The organism is Pseudomonas putida (assembly GCF_022627325.1).
In the GTDB taxonomy this organism is placed as follows: domain Bacteria; phylum Pseudomonadota; class Gammaproteobacteria; order Pseudomonadales; family Pseudomonadaceae; genus Aquipseudomonas; species Aquipseudomonas putida_X.
Genome location: NZ_JAETZZ010000002.1, coordinates 114,795 through 131,600 on the forward strand (window position 1 = coordinate 114,795; position 16,806 = coordinate 131,600).

Here is a 16,806-nt window from a genome sequence, read left to right on the forward strand (position 1 = left end):
TCAATGTCGATCAGCCGCCGTTTGTGGCTGATACTGCTGGTTGCGGTGGCAATGCTGGTGATCCTCGGCTTGCTGATGCTGCGCCAGATCCATGGCGACCTGTACCATGCCAAGGCGGAGAAAACCCGCCATGTGGTGCAGACCGCTGCGGGCGTGCTGGCCTATTACCAAGGCCTGGAGGCGGCCGGCACGCTCAGCCGCGAGGCTGCCCAGCAGCAGGCCCTACAGGTGGTGCGCGCGCTGCGCTACGACCAGAACGACTACTTCTGGATCAACGATCTGGGGCCGAAAATGATCATGCACCCGGCCAACCCCAAGCTCGATGGCCAGGACCTTTCCGCCATTCGCGACCCTGACGGTTTCGCCGTGTTCAACGAAATGGCGGCCCTCGCCCGCAGCCAGGGCGCTGGCCCGGTCAATTACCGCTGGCCCAAGCCCGGTGCCAGCGAACCGGTGGCCAAGACGTCTTATATTCAGCTGTTCAAGCCATGGGGCTGGATCATCGGCTCTGGCGTGTACATCGATGATGTGCAGAACGAATTCGCCCGCCAATTGCGCCATGCCTCGCTGGTGGGCCTGGGTATCGCCCTGCTGATGGCTCTGGTGGTCATGCTCATCGCCCGCAGCATCGCCCGCCCGTTGCAGGAGGCGGTGCAGGCGATGGGCAATATCGCCAGCGGCGAAAGCGACCTCACCCGGCGCCTGGATACCCATGGCCGCGACGAGATTACCCACCTGGGCGAGCACTTCAACCGTTTCAACGGCAAGTTGCAGCGTGTGGTCGGCCAACTGCAGGGCGCGGCGCACTCATTGGCGCAGTCCGCCGGGCATGTCGGTGACAACGCCGGTGCCGCGCAACAACGCAGCGCACAGCAATCGATGCAGATGGACCAGGTGGCGACAGCGGTCAATGAGGTGACCTACGCGGTGCAGGACGTGGCCAAGACCGCGGAACAGGCTGCAGGCGAAATGCGCGCAGCGCAGCAGCAGGTGGAGCTCGGGCAGCAAGCGATCCATGGCAGCCTGCAGCAGATCGACCGGCTTTCGGCGACGATCGACCAGGCTGTGCAGGTGATCCGTGACCTGGCCGGGCACAGCACGAAAATCGGCGGGGTGCTGGAGGTGATACGCTCCATCGCCGAACAGACCAACCTGCTAGCCCTCAACGCAGCCATCGAAGCGGCCCGCGCCGGCGAGCAGGGCCGTGGCTTCGCGGTGGTGGCCGATGAAGTCCGGCTGCTGGCTCAACGCAGCGCCCAGTCGACGGCAGAGATACACACGATGATCGAGCACCTGCAAGGGCAATCGGACGCCGCGGTCAGGGCCATCGACACCAGCAGCGAAGCTTCGCGCCAGACAGTGGAGCAAGCCCGGGAGGCCGGCTCCAGCCTGGACGCCATCAGCCAGGCGCTGCACAACCTCACCGTGCTCAACGCCACCATTGCCAGCGCCACGTTGCAGCAGTCGCACGTGGTGGAGGAGATCAATCGGAACGTACTGGATACGGCCGGGTTATCGCAGCAGACCGCCGCTGCGGCGCGCCAATCCAGTGAGGCAGGCGTGGCATTGGGGCAATTGAGTGAAGAGCTGGAGCAATTGTTGCGTCAGTTCCGCGTTTAGCGCCGTCACGATCTTGCCAAGCCCCGCGCTAGAGCGGCTCAAGCGCCGACCTGACATTTTTGCCAGTAGACCGGTAACGGCCCGCTGAACACTGTGAAACCTCCATTGACCTGGAGGTTTCACTATGGATACCCGTTACCTTTGCGGTGTGCTGCTAGTCGCCATCTCCCCTGCCTGGGCGGACCCGCAACCCATCATCCAACTTGACCCGATGCAAACCCTGCAGCGTATCAACCGCAACTACAACAAGGTGACCGATGCCTGCCGTGAGCCAGATACGCTGGCACCGCGGGGGCACTACTACTGCAGCGGCGTAACCTTGCGCATGGTCGACGATGGCAATTTCAATCCTTGGGACTACAGCCCCTACGCCATCAAGACGGGCGCCACATCATTCAGCTGGATCCGCAGGGACTTGAGCACCAACCGCCTCATCCGCCCCGCCGGGTATATCCTGCGTACGCCCATGGACGCGCGGGAGCTGGGCCTGCCGGTCATGGAGAAAGGCTTCGTGTGCATCTATAGCTTCGACGGTTTCACCGGGCCCGAACGCAAATGGTACGGATGCGGCCGTTATGGCGCGCCGCTGCCGGCGAACCACCTGAAAAATTCGGCGACCTCCCCGCCTAATCGTAACGCAGCACTCGCCTACGGCAACTGTGATACGCGAGGTGTCCACAACGCGGAGCAATGGCGCAAAAACTACCGCTACGCACGTAACGACATGAATCGCATCCAGGTGACTCAATGCTCCTGGAATGCCGAGCAGCCGTCGGACTGGAGGGCGATGATCGCTGTTCACGAAAACCCCAAAACCATCGGCACGGACACATTTGCCCGCAAGGAATTGCTGAACGAGCTATTGCTGAGCAACGTGGAACCGGCGCTACAAAAATCACCCGACGATGGCAGTGCACGCCTGCCCTACATCGACGCGGTGGTCTGGGATGTCAACAGCACCCACGTCGGCAGCACACGGGGCGATGTCAAGAAGCCCAAACCCACCAAAGGGCTGGAACCTGCGCGCAGCTTCCAGCGCAAGCTCTATGCCCAGGGCTACGCGGTGCCGATCCTGCGCCTGGACTTCAGCAAGCCCCCTGCTCAACGGTTTGCTTTCGCTAAACAGGACCAGGTCGTACCCTTGGGGGCCAGCCAGGCCAGCCCGGATCGTTACATTCAGTCGGCGCAATGGCAACTGCGCCTGGACCCTGGCAGCGGTCGCCAGGAGTGGACGCTCAAGGTGGTGCCCACTTCAGCCGGCAAGCAGGCGCAAAACACACGCCAGCAGGCGGTTTACGACGAGCTGCAAACCCTGCGAGGCCAAGACCCACAATGGCGGGAAAATGAACGCAGCCCCGGCAGCATGCGCCAGCAACTCGAATGCCTGGTGAGCAATTACCCCGAGAAAACGCAATGGAACCTGGAACCTTTCCGCCCTACCGTGAGTGCCGCCGATGCAGCGAAGGCGCACTGTAATCCAGTGCTGCCTGTGACGTCCGAACTGATTCAACGGTCATCATGGAGCACCTTTACCGACAACAAGACCGGCAAGCTGCAGTGGGGACTGCAGGTCATTCCCACTCAGGCCGGCCGCTCGGCCCCAAACGAAGTGCTCTACCAGGAACTGCTGCGTCTGCGTGGCGACGATATCGAGTGGAAGGAACGTGCGCCAGGCAGCATGCGCGCGCAATTGGCCTGCCTGCAGAACAATTTCCGCAGCAAGGCACAGTGGCATCTGGAGCCCCACCGTCCGGCAGTCAGTGCTGAAAAAACCAAGGCCCAAGGGTGCAACCCAACATGATCTGCGACGATGGCTAGTTTCGCGCTGGGCTGCACCTGGCGAGTGTCACAGATAGGGAACTGCCGGATAAGGGTTGCAGCCCTGCGCCAATGACTGTTCGTGGCTCACGTCAGGCCTTGCCGGTTCCAGGTTATAGACCGGTTTGTAGCGCACAGCCTGGCCGTTGGCTACATGGGTCAGGTGACAGACCAATTGGCGCCGCATGCCGCCTCCATATTTGGCACCGCTCCAACGCGGGTTGTGGCCATACTTGCGCACCAGTTCGGCATACATGGCATCGGTCTCATCGCTTTTGATCTTGCGCCCACACGCTGTCGGCGTAACCGAAAGCGTCCACACGCCTTTACCCAATTTCGGGTCATCACGCTGGATCCACCTGGCGGCCTCAATATAGCGGTCGCACGATTTCGCCGAGGCTTGCACCGGCCTTGGCAGGTCCTTGTGCTGCGCTCCAGCCTCGCAGGCGAACCGGGCTTTGCTGTCGGCGTTCTTGGGGAAATCCATTTTCACGGTAGGCACCCATCTGCCGGTTTTCTGGTAGTAGTCGAACTGATTCTTCATGGCATCCTTCTTGCCGCGCGCCTCGCTGTAAAAGAATGCCGCCACCGGGGCTTCATCGGTCCCCCAGGCAACTACCCTCAACTCCGTCTGTACCTGCCGGCCTTCCGTTCGGCCCGCGATCGATTTGCGCGCTTTGATAAATTGCTCAAACGCATCCCGGCGTTCGGTGCGCGGCATGCTACCGCGCATGCTGAACGCACACTGCCGTTTATGGCGCTCTTGGCGGTTTGCACTACCGCCCAACCCCTCGTAGTGCTGTTTCCAGCCATTGAGGTCATTGATACCCAGTGCCTGGCAACTTTTTTCGACGTTTGATGTTTGCCTGTTATCACCACAGCCGCGCTCGGTGCGATCATCCGTCCAGGCATCGATGGGGTAAGCACAATAAACATCGAGTTTCGCCAGAGGCCGTTCGACAAACTGGCGCGGGGTGAAAATAATGCCGTTATTCGCTTTCATCCCAGGGTCTTCATAACCTATTCGATCACTGCGCATCCAGGACACCGAAACACCCCCAGAGGCCTGCGAGGCCGGGCTAGGGTTCCACACGTCATAACGGTTCGGCTGCCTTGCGCCCGCCTCATCCCACCGATGCGTCGCGCGCATCATCACGCCTGAGCAGTCCACCGCGGGGTCGTTACCGCAGCCGGACGGCGTGTCGTTGTATCAGCGGGTAACTTCCGACACGACAGACTCACAACTAGCAGCCTGCACTGACAGGGTGAACGTGATGAGCGGAATAAATAACACGGGCGCGACGTTGCCTGCCATTATATTCATGACATTGCCTCTGTTCAGTAGTGCAATTGATATAACTGCATGAATGAGGCTAAAGTTATGAAGTCATGGCGACAACTGACAAAACTAATAGTTTTTTGAAGTAGCGGCACTTAATGGCAACATTACCGCTGGCACTGGACGGCGTTCGCGGTACAATCGCGCCCCCCGATTGTTCCAAGGATCGCCGATGTCCGGCCTCGAACTCATCGCCGCCATCCTAGGCACTGCTGCCGTGTGGCTCACCGTCAAACAGAACGCCTGGTGCTGGCCGGTGGGCCTGGTCATGGTGCTTATTTATGGCTGGTTGTTCTTCGATGTGAAGCTGTACTCGGGGATGCTGCTGCAAGGCGCCTACGCGGTGTTGCAACTGTACGGCTGGTGGCAATGGAAACGCCCGGACCGCGCCGAGGATGCTCGTGTGGTGTCGCACCTGTCCAGGCGTGCGGTATTCACCGGGCTGGCGCTGGGCCTGGTGCTGAGCATTGCCCTGGGCGCAGCCATGGCCTATTGGACCGATGCCGTCCTGCCCTGGCTGGATGCCACGCTGACCGGCTTCAGCCTGGTCGCGCAAGTGTGGATGGCGCAGAAACGGGTGCAATGCTGGCCGCTCTGGGTGGTGGTCGATGTCGTCTACGTCGGGCAGTACCTGCACCAGCAGCTGTACTTCACGGCAGGCTTCTTCGCCTTGCTGACCCTCATCGCCGTGCGCGGCTGGCTGGAGTGGCGCCATGACCCGGCCCTGCGGGCAACCGGGGTGCAGCCATGAAGGTGGTGGTACTGTGCGGCCCCGAGTCCAGCGGCAAAAGCTGGCTAAGCGGCGAAATCCAGGCGCACTTTGGTGGCGTGGTGGTCAGCGAGTACGTGCGGCATTTCATCGACCAGCACTGCCGCGACACCTGCTATGCCGATATCACCCCCATCGCCCGCGGCCAGTTGGCCTGGGAGGACCAGGCCCGGGAGATGGCGCCGCCGTTGCTGATCCTCGATACCCACCTGCTCAGCAATATGCTCTGGAGCCAGGCGTTGTTCCAGGATTGCCCTCCCTGGTTGGAACAGGCTTTGCTTGCACGCCACTACGACCTGCATCTGCTGCTGAGCCCGCAAGGGGTTGGCTGGGTTGCCGATGGCCAGCGCAGCCAGCCCGACCTGGCTGACCGCCAGGCTTTCTTCGATGACAGCCTGCAATGGCTGCAACGGCATCAGCAAAGGCTGGAAATCATCGACGGCCACTGGCCCCAGCGTAGCGCTTCAGCATTGCGGGCTGTGCAGAACCTGCTGCAGGGCAGCGTGGCGCACTGCCCCACCGAGTGTTAACCCGGTGATACACCTGCCTGGGCCTTGACCCCCGTATTTGCGCACTTCCCCACCAATTTCGGGGGGAGTGTCAAGCGGATGAGACATTGTCGAAAAGCGCGCTGGGGGCAACGTGTATAGCGGGCAAAACGGCAACTGCCGGCAAATCTGTCTCAGCACTGATACAACAACTTCCGGGTTCTCCCAGCTCATTTCTGCAACCTACTGAATTCAAAGGGTTATCCAAAAGCGGCACGGCTCCTGCTCTCCTCCTCGCAACGCTGAACCACGCCAGCGCACAAAGAAGGAATCGCCGTCGTGAGCACACTGGATAAAGGCATTACCCGCCTCCTGTTGGTCAGTTGCGTGTTAGGGGCAAGCATGGCGCTGCCGATCCAGGCAGCCGACGGGATCATCGTGATCACCCGCGATGTGCAACCGCGCATGGCGATCCGTGCGCCACTGGCGCCCGACCCCAACCCAACCACCGCCAATGCCAACCCGTCCGCGTACGTGCTCAAGCAGAGCACAGAACTCAGTGACGGCGACTTCGCCAACATCACCAGCGGCACGGGCATCTCTTCGTTGATTACCCAGCAGACCGACAACCTGGGCGGCAACATCAGCAACCAGAACCAGCTGCCGAACCTGGCAGCTGGCCGTGGCACAGGCTCCGGCAACGGCATTTCAAACATGGTCAACTCGAGCGTCCAGCGTGGCCTTGCCCCCTTGCAGATCCTGACCGGAGGCAAATGAGATGAGGCAGACGTTGTCTATCCTGGCCACGTTGTTCAGCGTTTCGGCCCTCGCCCAGTCTCCCGTTCCCGTAGTCAACAATGCCACCATCGACAGCTCTGGCGCGCAATACCAAGGCAACTTCAGCGTGAACCAGGCCGCTGGCGACCGGCAGCAGCAGGCCAATGCCCGGGCTTTTGCGATTGGCCACGGGGCTGATGCAACCACGCAGATTCGCCAGCGCCAGCAGTCTGTGGTCGACCCCAATATGGGAGCCACCGCCAGCATCCAGGGCGGCGCCTTCAGCCATGGCAGCGGCGCTCTGGGGGTCAACCAGAGCGCAGGCGCCAGCACCCAGCAGGCCAATGCCCTGCGCATCAGCATCAGTACACAACCGCAAAGCATCGATGACAGCGTCCTGTTGCAGCAGAACGTGGCGCTGATCAACAGCTCCGATCCAACTGATACCTCACCCGGCTATCGCCAGGTCACCACCGGTGACCAGGCATTCACCGGTAGTCGCGGGGTCATCCAGCTGAATCAGAGCGCCGGGGTGGGCAACCAGACGGCAAACACCCTGAGCGTACGGGTCGCGAACTGACCCAAACAGGTGAGAACAACACTTAACCTAAAAGACGGAGAAACACCATGAAACCCTCGATGGCAATCAAGCCTCTGGTTTTCGCAATTGCTGCGGTCATGGCTGTTGCTGCACAAGCGGATCAGAATGATAGACGCGGTGGCCACGGCCACAATAACAACAACAATCACCAGCAAATGGACAGGGCGGTTTATACCAACGCCAGTGCCACAGCTACTGATTCCCAACGGAGCACGGGTAACTCCATCCGCAACGAAGGCACCATCAACGAAGCCGAAATGAGCAGCTCCGGCGCGGGTGCCAGTGGCAACGTCGGCGTCAACGTGGCGGCCGGTAACGGCAACCAGCAGGACAACGCCGCGGCCATTGCCAACACCTCGTCCGATAACGCCGACATCGACAACAGCTTCGTCTTCGGCACCGCCACCGCCTCCGCCGATGTGGTTCAGCGCAGCAACAACAACACTGTCAACAACTGGTCGACCCAAAGCTCGGCCGTCATGAGCGGCTCAGCTGATGGCAGCAGCGGCAACATTGGTATCAACGTGGCTGGCGGCGACCTGAACCAGCAGAAAAATACCATGGCAATCGCCAACAATGCCGCAGGTATCGGTAACTCGAGCGCCACCGCTTCGGCCGATCAGAGCGGCCCTGGTCTGGTAGTCAACAACCGCGCCGACCGTACCTATACCGTCGACACATTGACCTTCACCACCAGCAAGAGCGGTTCGTCCTCGCGTAGCGGCTCGTTCGATGCGAGCGTCGACAAGAGCTCCAGCTCGAGCTTCAGCATGGCTGGTTCCAACAGCAGCAGCGCCAGCGGTTCGAAGAGCAGCAGCTCTAGCGGCTCGAGCAGCATGAGCGCAAGCGGCTCCAACAGCAGCAGCGCCAGTGGCACCAACAGCATGGCTGCCAACGGCTCCAGCGGTTGGGATGCCAGTGGTTCGGCCAGCCGGGACCACAGCGCTTCGTCCAGCGCTTCGCTCAATGCATCGCTCGATGCAAGCGCCAACGGCAGCGCCTCCTCGTCTGAAACCTTTGGTCGCTTCGAGCGCTCTCGCAGCGCCGAGTTCGACGCCTCGCTCAATGCCTCGCTGGATGCATCGGTCGACACCTCGCACGAGTCGGCCAGCAACTCGGCGTTCGACAAGTCCTACAACTCGTCCTTCGACAAGGCGTATGACTCTTCGTATGACCGTACCCGTGACTCGTCCTATGACAAGTCTCGCGATACCGCCTACGAGAAGGCACATGACTCGGCATGGGAAAAAGCAAACGCTTCGGCCTACGAGAAAGCTGGCGAAAAAGCGTCGGAATCTTCGGACAGCATCTCGAAGAGCTTCAGCGAGTCTAGCGAGTTTGCATTGAGCAACACCGTGTCGTTCCAAGTGCTGACCCCGACCGGCTGGGCCAACCCTGTGACCAACACCGCTACCCTGAGTGGTTCGGTCAATGGTGGCAGCGGCAACCTGGGCGTCAACGTGGCAGCAGGTGTGGGCAACCAGCAAAGCAACTCGCTGGCCATCTCCAACACCTCGATGTAACAACTGCGGCCTGGAGGCCCCCTTCGGGGGGCCTCTTTCTAACAAGAAAAACAGGGGGCATCGAACATGCGCATGATCGCCTTGGCAATGTTGCTGAGCATGGCCGGTGTAAGCGAAGCAGCCCAGATGCCATTGTCCGTGCTACCGGGTGGCGCGGTGATCTACAAACCCATCCAGAGCATCCGTGAGCGCAAGTTCGCTGACCTGGTACAGCAGAAAACCGACTTCAGTTGCGGTGCAGCCTCACTGGCGACGATCCTGCGCCAGGCCTACTGGCTGGACGTCGACGAACAACACGTCATAGAAGGCATGCTGGCACACGCTGACCAGGACCTGGTCCGCACCCAAGGTTTCTCGATGCTCGACATGAAGCGCTACGTAGAAAGCCTGGGCATGCGTGCTCGCGGCTATCGGGTAGCCCCGGACACCTTGCACAGTATCCGCATTCCGGTGGTCGTGCTGATGGACATCCGCGGCTACAAGCACTTCGTAGTGATGCAGAAAGTCGACAAGGGCTGGGTCTACATCGGCGACCCGGTACTGGGGCACAAGCGGTTCAAGATCGATGACTTCATCAAAGGCTGGAACGGCATCATCTTCGCCGTCATCGGCCAAGGGTACGACAAGAGCAACATCTTGCTCGATCCGCCGCTGCCGCTGAGCGCCAAGAACCGTGTCAGCAACTTCACCCCGGTGCAAGACGCCGAGCTGATGGACTTCGGCTTCATTCAAAGCGACTTCTTCTAACGACAATGGGCAAGACGCTCCGGGAGCAACCCATGAAGACCTCAATCTGGCTGGCCGCCACTTGCATGGCCGCCAGCCTTGCGACACAGGCAGAAACGTTCAAACCGATCGAGTTGAAGGACCAGGAACTGGCCAACCTGCGCGGGCGCTACGTAATGCCGGGGCGCATCGTCAGCTTTGGCATCGTCATGACCAGCACCTGGCAGAACGCCAACGGTGAAGTGATCGGTGCAACTTCGGCGATGCAGATCCAGCAGTCGACCATCAAACCGCAGTTCTATGTATCGATGATCAATGAAAAAGGCCCAGGCAGGCCGCAATCGGGCAGCTCCGGTACCGGTACCGTCACCGGCGGTGCCGGCCTGAACACCACCGAAGGCGTGACCCAGGTCGTGCGTGCTGCCGGCGATTACAACACCGCCCATAACACTGTCGATATCAACGTCACCAAGGCCAACCAGGCGCCGACGACACAGCCCCAAGGGCAGGTCCTGGCTGCCGGCGCTACGCTGGTCGGCGCCAATGGCGCAGGGTCGCTGAGCGTTACCTCCAGTGGCCGCGGCGTGCAGCTGAGCATCATCGCCGGCAACAACCAGGGCAACACCCTGCAGCGCCTGGGGCAAGGCGGCCTCATGCAGAACACTACCCTGCTCGGAAGCAGCAACCGGGTCAGCAACCTGACGTCGCTCAATGTGGTGCTGCGTGACGCGCCCGCAGCCGGATCGATGGCCCCCAACCTTGATCAGCTTAAAGGCCTTCGTAATCTCGGATACTGATCTACGCTCAGTCTCATCGTATGTAGTCAGAAGGGACGGCTAACCCATGCACCGTTTGTTGACGTTCAGAGCTATCGTTTGTTTGACAACCTTGGCCCCGGCCACTCTGCTACAGGCGGCAACCGACCCACAGGTCGAAACCCTCAAACAGGAACTGATGGCGCTCAAAGAGCGCTACGAAGCCCAACAGAACGCACTGATGGTACTCGAGCAACGCCTGCGCCAGGTGGAGGAAGCGCCGCGAGCGCCAGCGCCCAAGCGCCTGACAAAGTCCCCGGCGGAGGGCGTCAAGGGTGGGCAAACCGTGGCATCGGGCGCACCCGGGACCACTGGCAGTTCCTATGGCCAATCGCTGCAGGACGATTCGGAACCTGCGCAAAGTGTCTCCAACCTGTATGACGAAGCCAGCGGGTTCTTTGGCGGCGGCAAGTTCAGTATCGAAACCGGCCTGACCTACACCCACTACGACACGCGCGCCTTGACCCTCAACGGTTTTCTCGCCCTCGATTCGATCTTCCTCGGCAACATCAACATCGACCGCATCAAGGCAGACAACTGGACGCTGGACCTGACGGCACGCTACAACGTCGATCAGCGTTGGCAGTTCGACATCAACGTTCCCATCGTCTACCGCGAATCCACCTACTCTTCCGGCGGCGCAGGTGGCGCTGCCGGTGTCAGCTCCGATGGTACCGTTACCCGCGACCCAGCCCTGGGCGACATCAACGTCGGCGTGGCCTACAAGTTCCTGGATGAGTCGGAGAACTGGCCCGACGCAGTGGCCACCTTGCGCATCAAGGCGCCCACAGGCGACGACCCCTACGGCATCAAACTCATCCCGGTTGCCGGCAATGACAACCTGGCTGTCCCGGAGGACCTGCCAACCGGCAATGGCGTCTGGGCGATCACGCCCGGCATCTCGCTGGTCAAGACCTTCGACCCGGCCGTGTTGTTCGCCAGCCTGTCCTACACCTACAACATGGAGGACTCGTTCAGCGACATCAGCCCCACGGTCAACACCAAGGTGCCTGGTGACGTGAAACTCGGGGATTCCTGGCAGATCGGCGGGGGCATCGCGTTCGCCTTGAACGAGAAGATGAGCATGTCGTTCTCGGTCACCGATCAGTTTTCCAGAAAAAGCAAGATCAAACCTGACGGCGGTGACTGGCAGTCGATCACCAACAGCGACTACAACGCGGCGAACTTCAACATCGGCATGACGTTCGCAGCCTCCAACAACCTGACCATCGTCCCGAACCTCGCCATCGGCCTGACCGATGACGCCCCGGACTTTTCCTTCAGCCTGAAATTCCCTTACTACTTCTGACGCCACTACTCACCGGGCTCCCTGCGGGCCCGGCTTTTGGTTACAAACCTCGTAATACGCCGCCTTGATGCCCCCGCCCTGCTATGATTGCTCACACATTTGTGACGCTTTAACGGCAATCAAGGAAAGTTTTCGTGAAAAACCTGCACGGCCATCCGCATACCCGGCTCGTAGCCCTCGCGACCCTGGTACTGGTGATCCCCTTGGCTGTGCGTACCCTGTTGGGGTGGTCCAACCCGCTGGGCTATCTTTCGGATCTTGCCTTGGGCAGCCTGCTGGTGCTGCTGTTGCACCGTAGGCCCTGGTGGCTGGCAGCACCGGTGCTGCTGGCGTGGGCTGCATCATGGATCGCTTCGGCGGAGCTGGTCAGCGCGGTGGGCCGGCTGCCAACAAGTGCCGACCTGAGCTACCTGTTCGATGCACAGTTCATGGAAAACTCCACCGCCGGTGGCCTTGCCCATGCCTGGCTACCCTGGGCCATGGGCGCCGGCCTGCTGCTTTGGGCGCGCACTGCCTGGCGCAACCGTGCAACGCCTGGCGCACCGCTGGGGCTCAAGGCGCTGGCCATCCCGTTGGCGCTGTTTGGTGTGCACTGGGGCGCTCAGCATCTGCTACCGTCCGACGCCGAGCAGTGGCGCCAGTACAACCTTCCCCACCAGCTCATGTCCGGTGGCGTCGGTACGCTGCAGCGCGAGGCACTGAGCTGGGCCGGGCAAACGCAACCAATTACCCCCCTGCCCAGTGCCGGCCTGACCCAGTCCGACCTGCACGGCCAGAAGCTGCCAAGCGGGCGTGCCCGCAACCTGCTGGTGATCACCCTCGAAGGCATTCCGGGGGCCTACCTGCAGCCCAACCGTCAGGCTCTGCACAGCCGTTTCAACGAAAACCTGATGCCCAACCTCAGCCGCTGGGCCGAGCGAGGGATGAACACGCCAGACTACGTATTGCATACCCACCAGACCATTCGTGGCCTGTATGCGATGCTTTGCGGCGATTACGACAAGCTGGCCAACGGTACCCCGAAGGGGATGGAACTGCTCACCCAGCACCAGCGTAATCAGGCTTGCCTGCCAGCCCAACTGCGCCAGGCCGGCTTCACCACGCATTACCTGCAAGGCGCTGGCCTGCGCTTCATGGCCAAAGACCGCATCATGCCGCACATCGGTTTCGACTCGGTGCACGGCCAGGAATGGTTCAGCAACGAGAACTACCTGCAATTCCCCTGGGGCAAGGACGACCGCGCGTTCTTCGAGGGCGCGCTGGACTACGTTGGCCAGCTCAGGCAACAAGACCGTCCCTGGATGCTCACCCTGCTGACCGTGGGTACCCACCAACCCTATTCGGCACCCGCTGAGTACCTGAAGCGCCATGACACAGCCAAGCAGGCCGCGGTGGCTTATCTGGATGACGCAGTCGGTGCCTTCCTCGACAACCTCGAACGCCAAGGCGTGCTCGAAGACACCCTGGTGGTAGTCACCTCGGACGAGTCCCACGGTATCGACGGGGTGCGGCTTGCCTCCGCTTGGGGCTTCAACCTGACATTGGCTCCGGAGCAGGCGCAGCTGCCTCACATCAAACAGGGCACCTATGGGCATATCGACCTGGCGACGTCCTTGCTCGATTATTTCGCCTTGCCAATTCCCGCCGCCCTGGGCGGCCGCTCGCTTTATCGCGATTACGATACTGGCCGCGAGATGATTTCCTACACCAACGCGATGTTGCGCTACCACGATGGCCAGGGCGTGTTCACCGAGTGCGACTTCCAGCAGCGCTGCCGCCGCTACGCCAGCGAGGGCTTCATCGCCGAAAAGGCCAAATACCTTGGCGCTGGCGACAGCCGACTCGGCGCTCAGCTCGGCGCCCTCGTCGGCGTACTCGATCAGTCCTTGCTGCAAACGCCGCTCAACCTGCGCTATCAGTTCGGTGGCCCCTCGCCCATCCAGCTGCAGGCGCGAATTCATGATGACTGGGCCGATAACCTGATTGGCGCCCAGTACCTGGAGATGCCGGGGGGGTCACGCACGCGGGTGAAGGTGAAGGTACGCGCACTCGACCCACGGCATGCGGCCTACATTCGGCTCAAGGCCAAGGAACGGGAACAAGATGTGCCACTGGGCCTGCCCGAGGAAATTCGCGTGACTGCCGCTGAACCGCTGGAGATGGAGTTCGGCTTCGACAACCCCACGCAGCGCAAGGCGTTCTCGTTTCACCTGTTGGGGTACGGCGCAGGGGAAGTCGAAGTCAGCGATTTCAGCGTGATCACCGCGCTGCCAGGGGAAGATGAAACGGTCGAAGAAGGTCCGGACGCGCATATCGCTCAGTCGAGCTGATTGGCTCTGGGTCGCAGCGGGCTCTGGCGTTAGGCGCCGCTGGGAAAGGTTCAGCGAATCTGATGCTTGTGCAACAGGCGGTAGAACGTAGGCCGCGATATCCCGAGCACCTTCGCGGCAAAGCTCAAGTTGTTGCTGTGCCTGTTGAGCACATCACACAACGCCTGACGTTCTGCCCGATGCTTGTAGTCTTCCAGGGTACCCAGCGGCAGGTCTTCCTGTTCCACCACATGCAGGCCCAGGTCTTGGGGCTCGATCTGGCGCCCTTCTGCCAGCACCAGCCCACGACGCACCCGGTTGGCCAGCTCCCGTACATTGCCCGGCCAATGATGGCGGCCCATCGCAGCCAACGCGTGATCACTGAATGTGCGGGGCCTGCGGCCTGTTTCCAGGCTGTAGAAATGAGAAAAATGGTTAGCCAGCATCGAAAGGTCACCATGCCGGTCTCGCAACGGCGCGGTCACCACCTGCAGGACATTGAGCCGGTAGTACAGGTCCTCGCGAAAGCGGCCTTGTTCGATGGCACGCTCCAGGTCCACGTGCGTGGCCGCGAGCACCCGCACATCGACCGGGATCGGCTGGCTTCCACCTACCCGTTCGATATGCTTTTCCTGCAGAAACCGCAGTAGATTGGCCTGTAACTCCAACGGCAAGTCACCAATTTCGTCGAGAAACAAGGTGCCACCATGGGCCGCTTCGATACGCCCGACCTTACGCTGATGGGCGCCTGTAAAAGCGCCTTTCTCATGCCCGAACAGCTCCGACTGGATCAGGTGCTCGGGTATCGCACCGCAATTGATGGCGATGAACGGCATGTCGCAGCGCTGCGACTGGCGATGCAGGGTGCGCGCGACCAGTTCCTTGCCGGTACCGCTTTCCCCGCGAATCAGCACGGGTGATTCGGTGGGTGCCAGCTTGCCCAGCAGTTTGCGCAATTCAAGAATCGGCCGGCTGTCGCCGAGCAACTCGTCCTTGAGGCCATCGATCGGCACCGCCCCCTTGCCGCGCAAGCGCGCCATGCCGAACGCGCGTCCCAAGGTCACCAGCACCCGTGAGACATCGAACGGCAAGGTATGGAAGTCGAAGAACCACTCGCAAACGAAGTCACCCACGTTCTGCATTCGCAGCTGGTCGGCGTCGAGTACCGCGATCCACTCGGTGTTGCTGCGCTTGATCATGTCCTTGACCGCATCGGGGTGTCGCAGATGCGAATCCTGCAAGCGCAACACGCCGATATCGCAACGGTGCTCCAGCGCCAGGTCAAGGCTACAACTGTGCACATCCCAGCCGGCGCTCTCAAGGCCTGGCAGCAAGCGGTGGCAAGCGTCGCAGGGGTCGACGATAAGCAAGCGACGAAGGGATGCGGTTTCGTGCATGACCGTTCCTTGGCGCCAGATTATGGTTTTTTACGAGAAAACAGTAAGTTGCGGCGCCCATTTAACAGTAGCAACGAACTTGACGCTGCCCACTACCGTCTGTCCGCCCATTTCCGACGGTTTTTGCGCGCTCGGGAATTTTTCATAATAAATGGCGTCACAGCCGGCGCAGGAAACAAAAAACGTGTGGGCCGTAAAAAATTTACAGCCACTGTGTGACTTCACCCCTAACTTGGAGCATCAGTACAAGTAACCCCGCGCTGCAAATCGCCACTACCTGAGCGATGGTGCAGTTAAGCGGACTTGAATTTCGATGTTTGGGACCATAGAGAGACCGAACCATGAATGCCCCGCTCCGTGTCAACGAAGCACTGCTGATCGCCGACCACGCCTTCGAACCCTTCCAGTGCGTCGCCTGGGATGCACCCAATGGTACTGGTGAGCTGAGCCTGGCAGTGATCGACCGGACCAGCACCCGTATCGGCAGCAAGCAAGTGTCTTCGCGAACCTATTCCGACCCGGCCCAGTGGGCCAGCCTCATCGAGGAAGTGCGCGCCGAACTGTCCCAGAAAGGGTATGCCCTGCAACCCTGGTCGATGCCGAAGTAATATCAGCGTTCGCCTGCAAGTGCGTGCTTGGCACGCACTTGGGCAACTTTTCCAATGCCACTCAGGCAACTTTTACAACTGCGACAAAGTGTCACTCCGCCCTCGCGCAGTTCATCACTGTTTGAGCCTGAAGTGCTCGATATGCTGATAGTCCGCTTGTAATTGCGTGGCTATCTGCCGTGCACGCCCCAGACGAACCGGCGCCATTTCCATGTCGACCAACAGCGTGGCGCAGGGCATCGGCTGTAGATCATTCGAGCGCTGCAGACGTCCATCGGTGAACACCAGGCAGCGCTGCTGCTCTTGCGGATGGGCTTTTTGCCGTGCGTGCAACCAGCGTCTGCCTTGCTCCAGGGCTGCAACCAACGGTGTACCGCCGCCAGCACCCAACGCGTTCAACCAAGGTTGCAGCGACGCTGAGGCTTTCAGGCCGTGGCGCTGCCACTGCGGTGCACCGCCACTGGCTGTGAGCAAGGCTAGCCGGGCGCGCTGGCGATAAGCCTGATCGAACAGCTCTGCCAGCAGCCCTTTACTCTGGGCCAGTGCCTGATGCCGGCGGGTCGAGGCCGACGCATCGACGATCACCAGCCACAGCTCGGCAGCACGGCCCTGGCGCTGTTGCCAGCAAAGGTCCTCGGGCAGGCGTGGGCGCCCCTTGAGCAACGTCGAAAGCCAGGCAACCCGGCCTTTTCCCCCAACCCGCACGC

At 61.0% G+C, this 16,806-nt stretch carries 15 protein-coding genes and 1 pseudogene; 13 read left to right on the forward strand and 3 right to left on the reverse strand.

Translation table 11 applies throughout. The annotated features are described in order from the left end of the window. Positions 1 to 75: 75 nt before the first annotated feature. The 3 genes and pseudogenes from JNA92_RS26005 to JNA92_RS04465 form a co-directional block, all read left to right on the forward strand. Positions 76 to 747: pseudogene (locus tag JNA92_RS26005) on the forward strand (cache domain-containing protein); the annotation flags it as partial. Between the two features lie 138 nt (positions 748 to 885). Then, positions 886 to 1,620 (forward strand): methyl-accepting chemotaxis protein, encoded by a 735-nt coding sequence (locus JNA92_RS26010; RefSeq protein WP_431312452.1) that lies wholly within the window; start codon positions 886 to 888, stop codon positions 1,618 to 1,620. 124 nt (positions 1,621 to 1,744) lie between these two features. After that, positions 1,745 to 3,421, forward strand: a complete 1,677-nt coding sequence (locus JNA92_RS04465) for a DUF2599 domain-containing protein (protein ID WP_241803521.1) — start codon at positions 1,745 to 1,747, stop codon at positions 3,419 to 3,421. Positions 3,422 to 3,466: 45 nt separating this feature from the next. Here JNA92_RS04465 and JNA92_RS04470 read toward each other — a convergent pair whose 3' ends face one another. Next, positions 3,467 to 4,441, reverse strand: coding sequence for a DUF2599 domain-containing protein (locus JNA92_RS04470; RefSeq protein ID WP_241803522.1), 975 nt, complete (start codon positions 4,439 to 4,441; stop codon positions 3,467 to 3,469). Positions 4,442 to 4,949: 508 nt separating this feature from the next. On the opposite strand from JNA92_RS04470, the gene pnuC reads away from it, so the two are divergent. The 9 genes from pnuC (at position 4,950) to JNA92_RS04515 (ending at position 14,115) form a co-directional block, all read left to right on the forward strand. Next, entirely contained in the window at positions 4,950 to 5,528 is a 579-nt protein-coding gene (pnuC, locus tag JNA92_RS04475) for a nicotinamide riboside transporter PnuC (RefSeq protein WP_241803523.1), read from the forward strand. After that, positions 5,525 to 6,076, forward strand: a complete 552-nt coding sequence (locus tag JNA92_RS04480; RefSeq protein ID WP_241803524.1) for an AAA family ATPase — start codon at positions 5,525 to 5,527, stop codon at positions 6,074 to 6,076. The genes pnuC and JNA92_RS04480 overlap by 4 nt, the downstream gene beginning before the upstream one ends. A gap of 297 nt (positions 6,077 to 6,373) precedes the next feature. Continuing rightward, positions 6,374 to 6,811, forward strand: a complete 438-nt coding sequence (locus tag JNA92_RS04485; RefSeq protein ID WP_241803525.1) for a hypothetical protein — start codon at positions 6,374 to 6,376, stop codon at positions 6,809 to 6,811. Between the two features lies 1 nt (position 6,812). Then, positions 6,813 to 7,391: an adhesin gene (locus JNA92_RS04490; protein WP_241803526.1), complete on the forward strand. Its 579-nt coding sequence runs from the start codon at positions 6,813 to 6,815 to the stop codon at positions 7,389 to 7,391. A 47-nt stretch (positions 7,392 to 7,438) separates the two neighbouring features. Then, the gene (locus JNA92_RS04495; protein ID WP_241803527.1) at positions 7,439 to 8,935 is read left to right on the forward strand and encodes a heme utilization protein; all 1,497 of its coding nucleotides are present in this window, start codon (positions 7,439 to 7,441) and stop codon (positions 8,933 to 8,935) included. A 66-nt stretch (positions 8,936 to 9,001) separates the two neighbouring features. After that, positions 9,002 to 9,682, forward strand: coding sequence for a C39 family peptidase (locus JNA92_RS04500; RefSeq protein WP_241803528.1), 681 nt, complete (start codon positions 9,002 to 9,004; stop codon positions 9,680 to 9,682). 32 nt (positions 9,683 to 9,714) lie between these two features. Further along, positions 9,715 to 10,458, forward strand: coding sequence for a hypothetical protein (locus tag JNA92_RS04505; protein ID WP_241803529.1), 744 nt, complete (start codon positions 9,715 to 9,717; stop codon positions 10,456 to 10,458). A gap of 46 nt (positions 10,459 to 10,504) precedes the next feature. Further along, complete coding sequence (locus tag JNA92_RS04510) at positions 10,505 to 11,785, forward strand: hypothetical protein (RefSeq protein WP_241803530.1); 1,281 nt, start codon at positions 10,505 to 10,507, stop codon at positions 11,783 to 11,785. A gap of 134 nt (positions 11,786 to 11,919) precedes the next feature. Next, positions 11,920 to 14,115, forward strand: a complete 2,196-nt coding sequence (locus tag JNA92_RS04515) for an LTA synthase family protein (protein ID WP_241803531.1) — start codon at positions 11,920 to 11,922, stop codon at positions 14,113 to 14,115. A gap of 50 nt (positions 14,116 to 14,165) precedes the next feature. Here JNA92_RS04515 and JNA92_RS04520 read toward each other — a convergent pair whose 3' ends face one another. Then, positions 14,166 to 15,491: a sigma-54 dependent transcriptional regulator gene (locus JNA92_RS04520; RefSeq protein ID WP_241803532.1), complete on the reverse strand. Its 1,326-nt coding sequence runs from the start codon at positions 15,489 to 15,491 to the stop codon at positions 14,166 to 14,168. A gap of 341 nt (positions 15,492 to 15,832) precedes the next feature. Between JNA92_RS04520 and JNA92_RS04525 the strand changes: the two genes are divergently transcribed. Continuing rightward, a complete protein-coding gene (locus JNA92_RS04525) occupies positions 15,833 to 16,099 on the forward strand; it encodes a hypothetical protein (protein ID WP_241803533.1) in 267 nt (88 codons plus the stop codon). 114 nt (positions 16,100 to 16,213) lie between these two features. On the opposite strand, the gene JNA92_RS04530 is transcribed toward JNA92_RS04525, so the two are convergent. Then, on the reverse strand, positions 16,214 to 16,804 hold the full coding sequence (locus JNA92_RS04530) for a vWA domain-containing protein (protein ID WP_347269611.1): 591 nt from the start codon (positions 16,802 to 16,804) through the stop codon (positions 16,214 to 16,216). Positions 16,805 to 16,806: the final 2 nt, after the last annotated feature.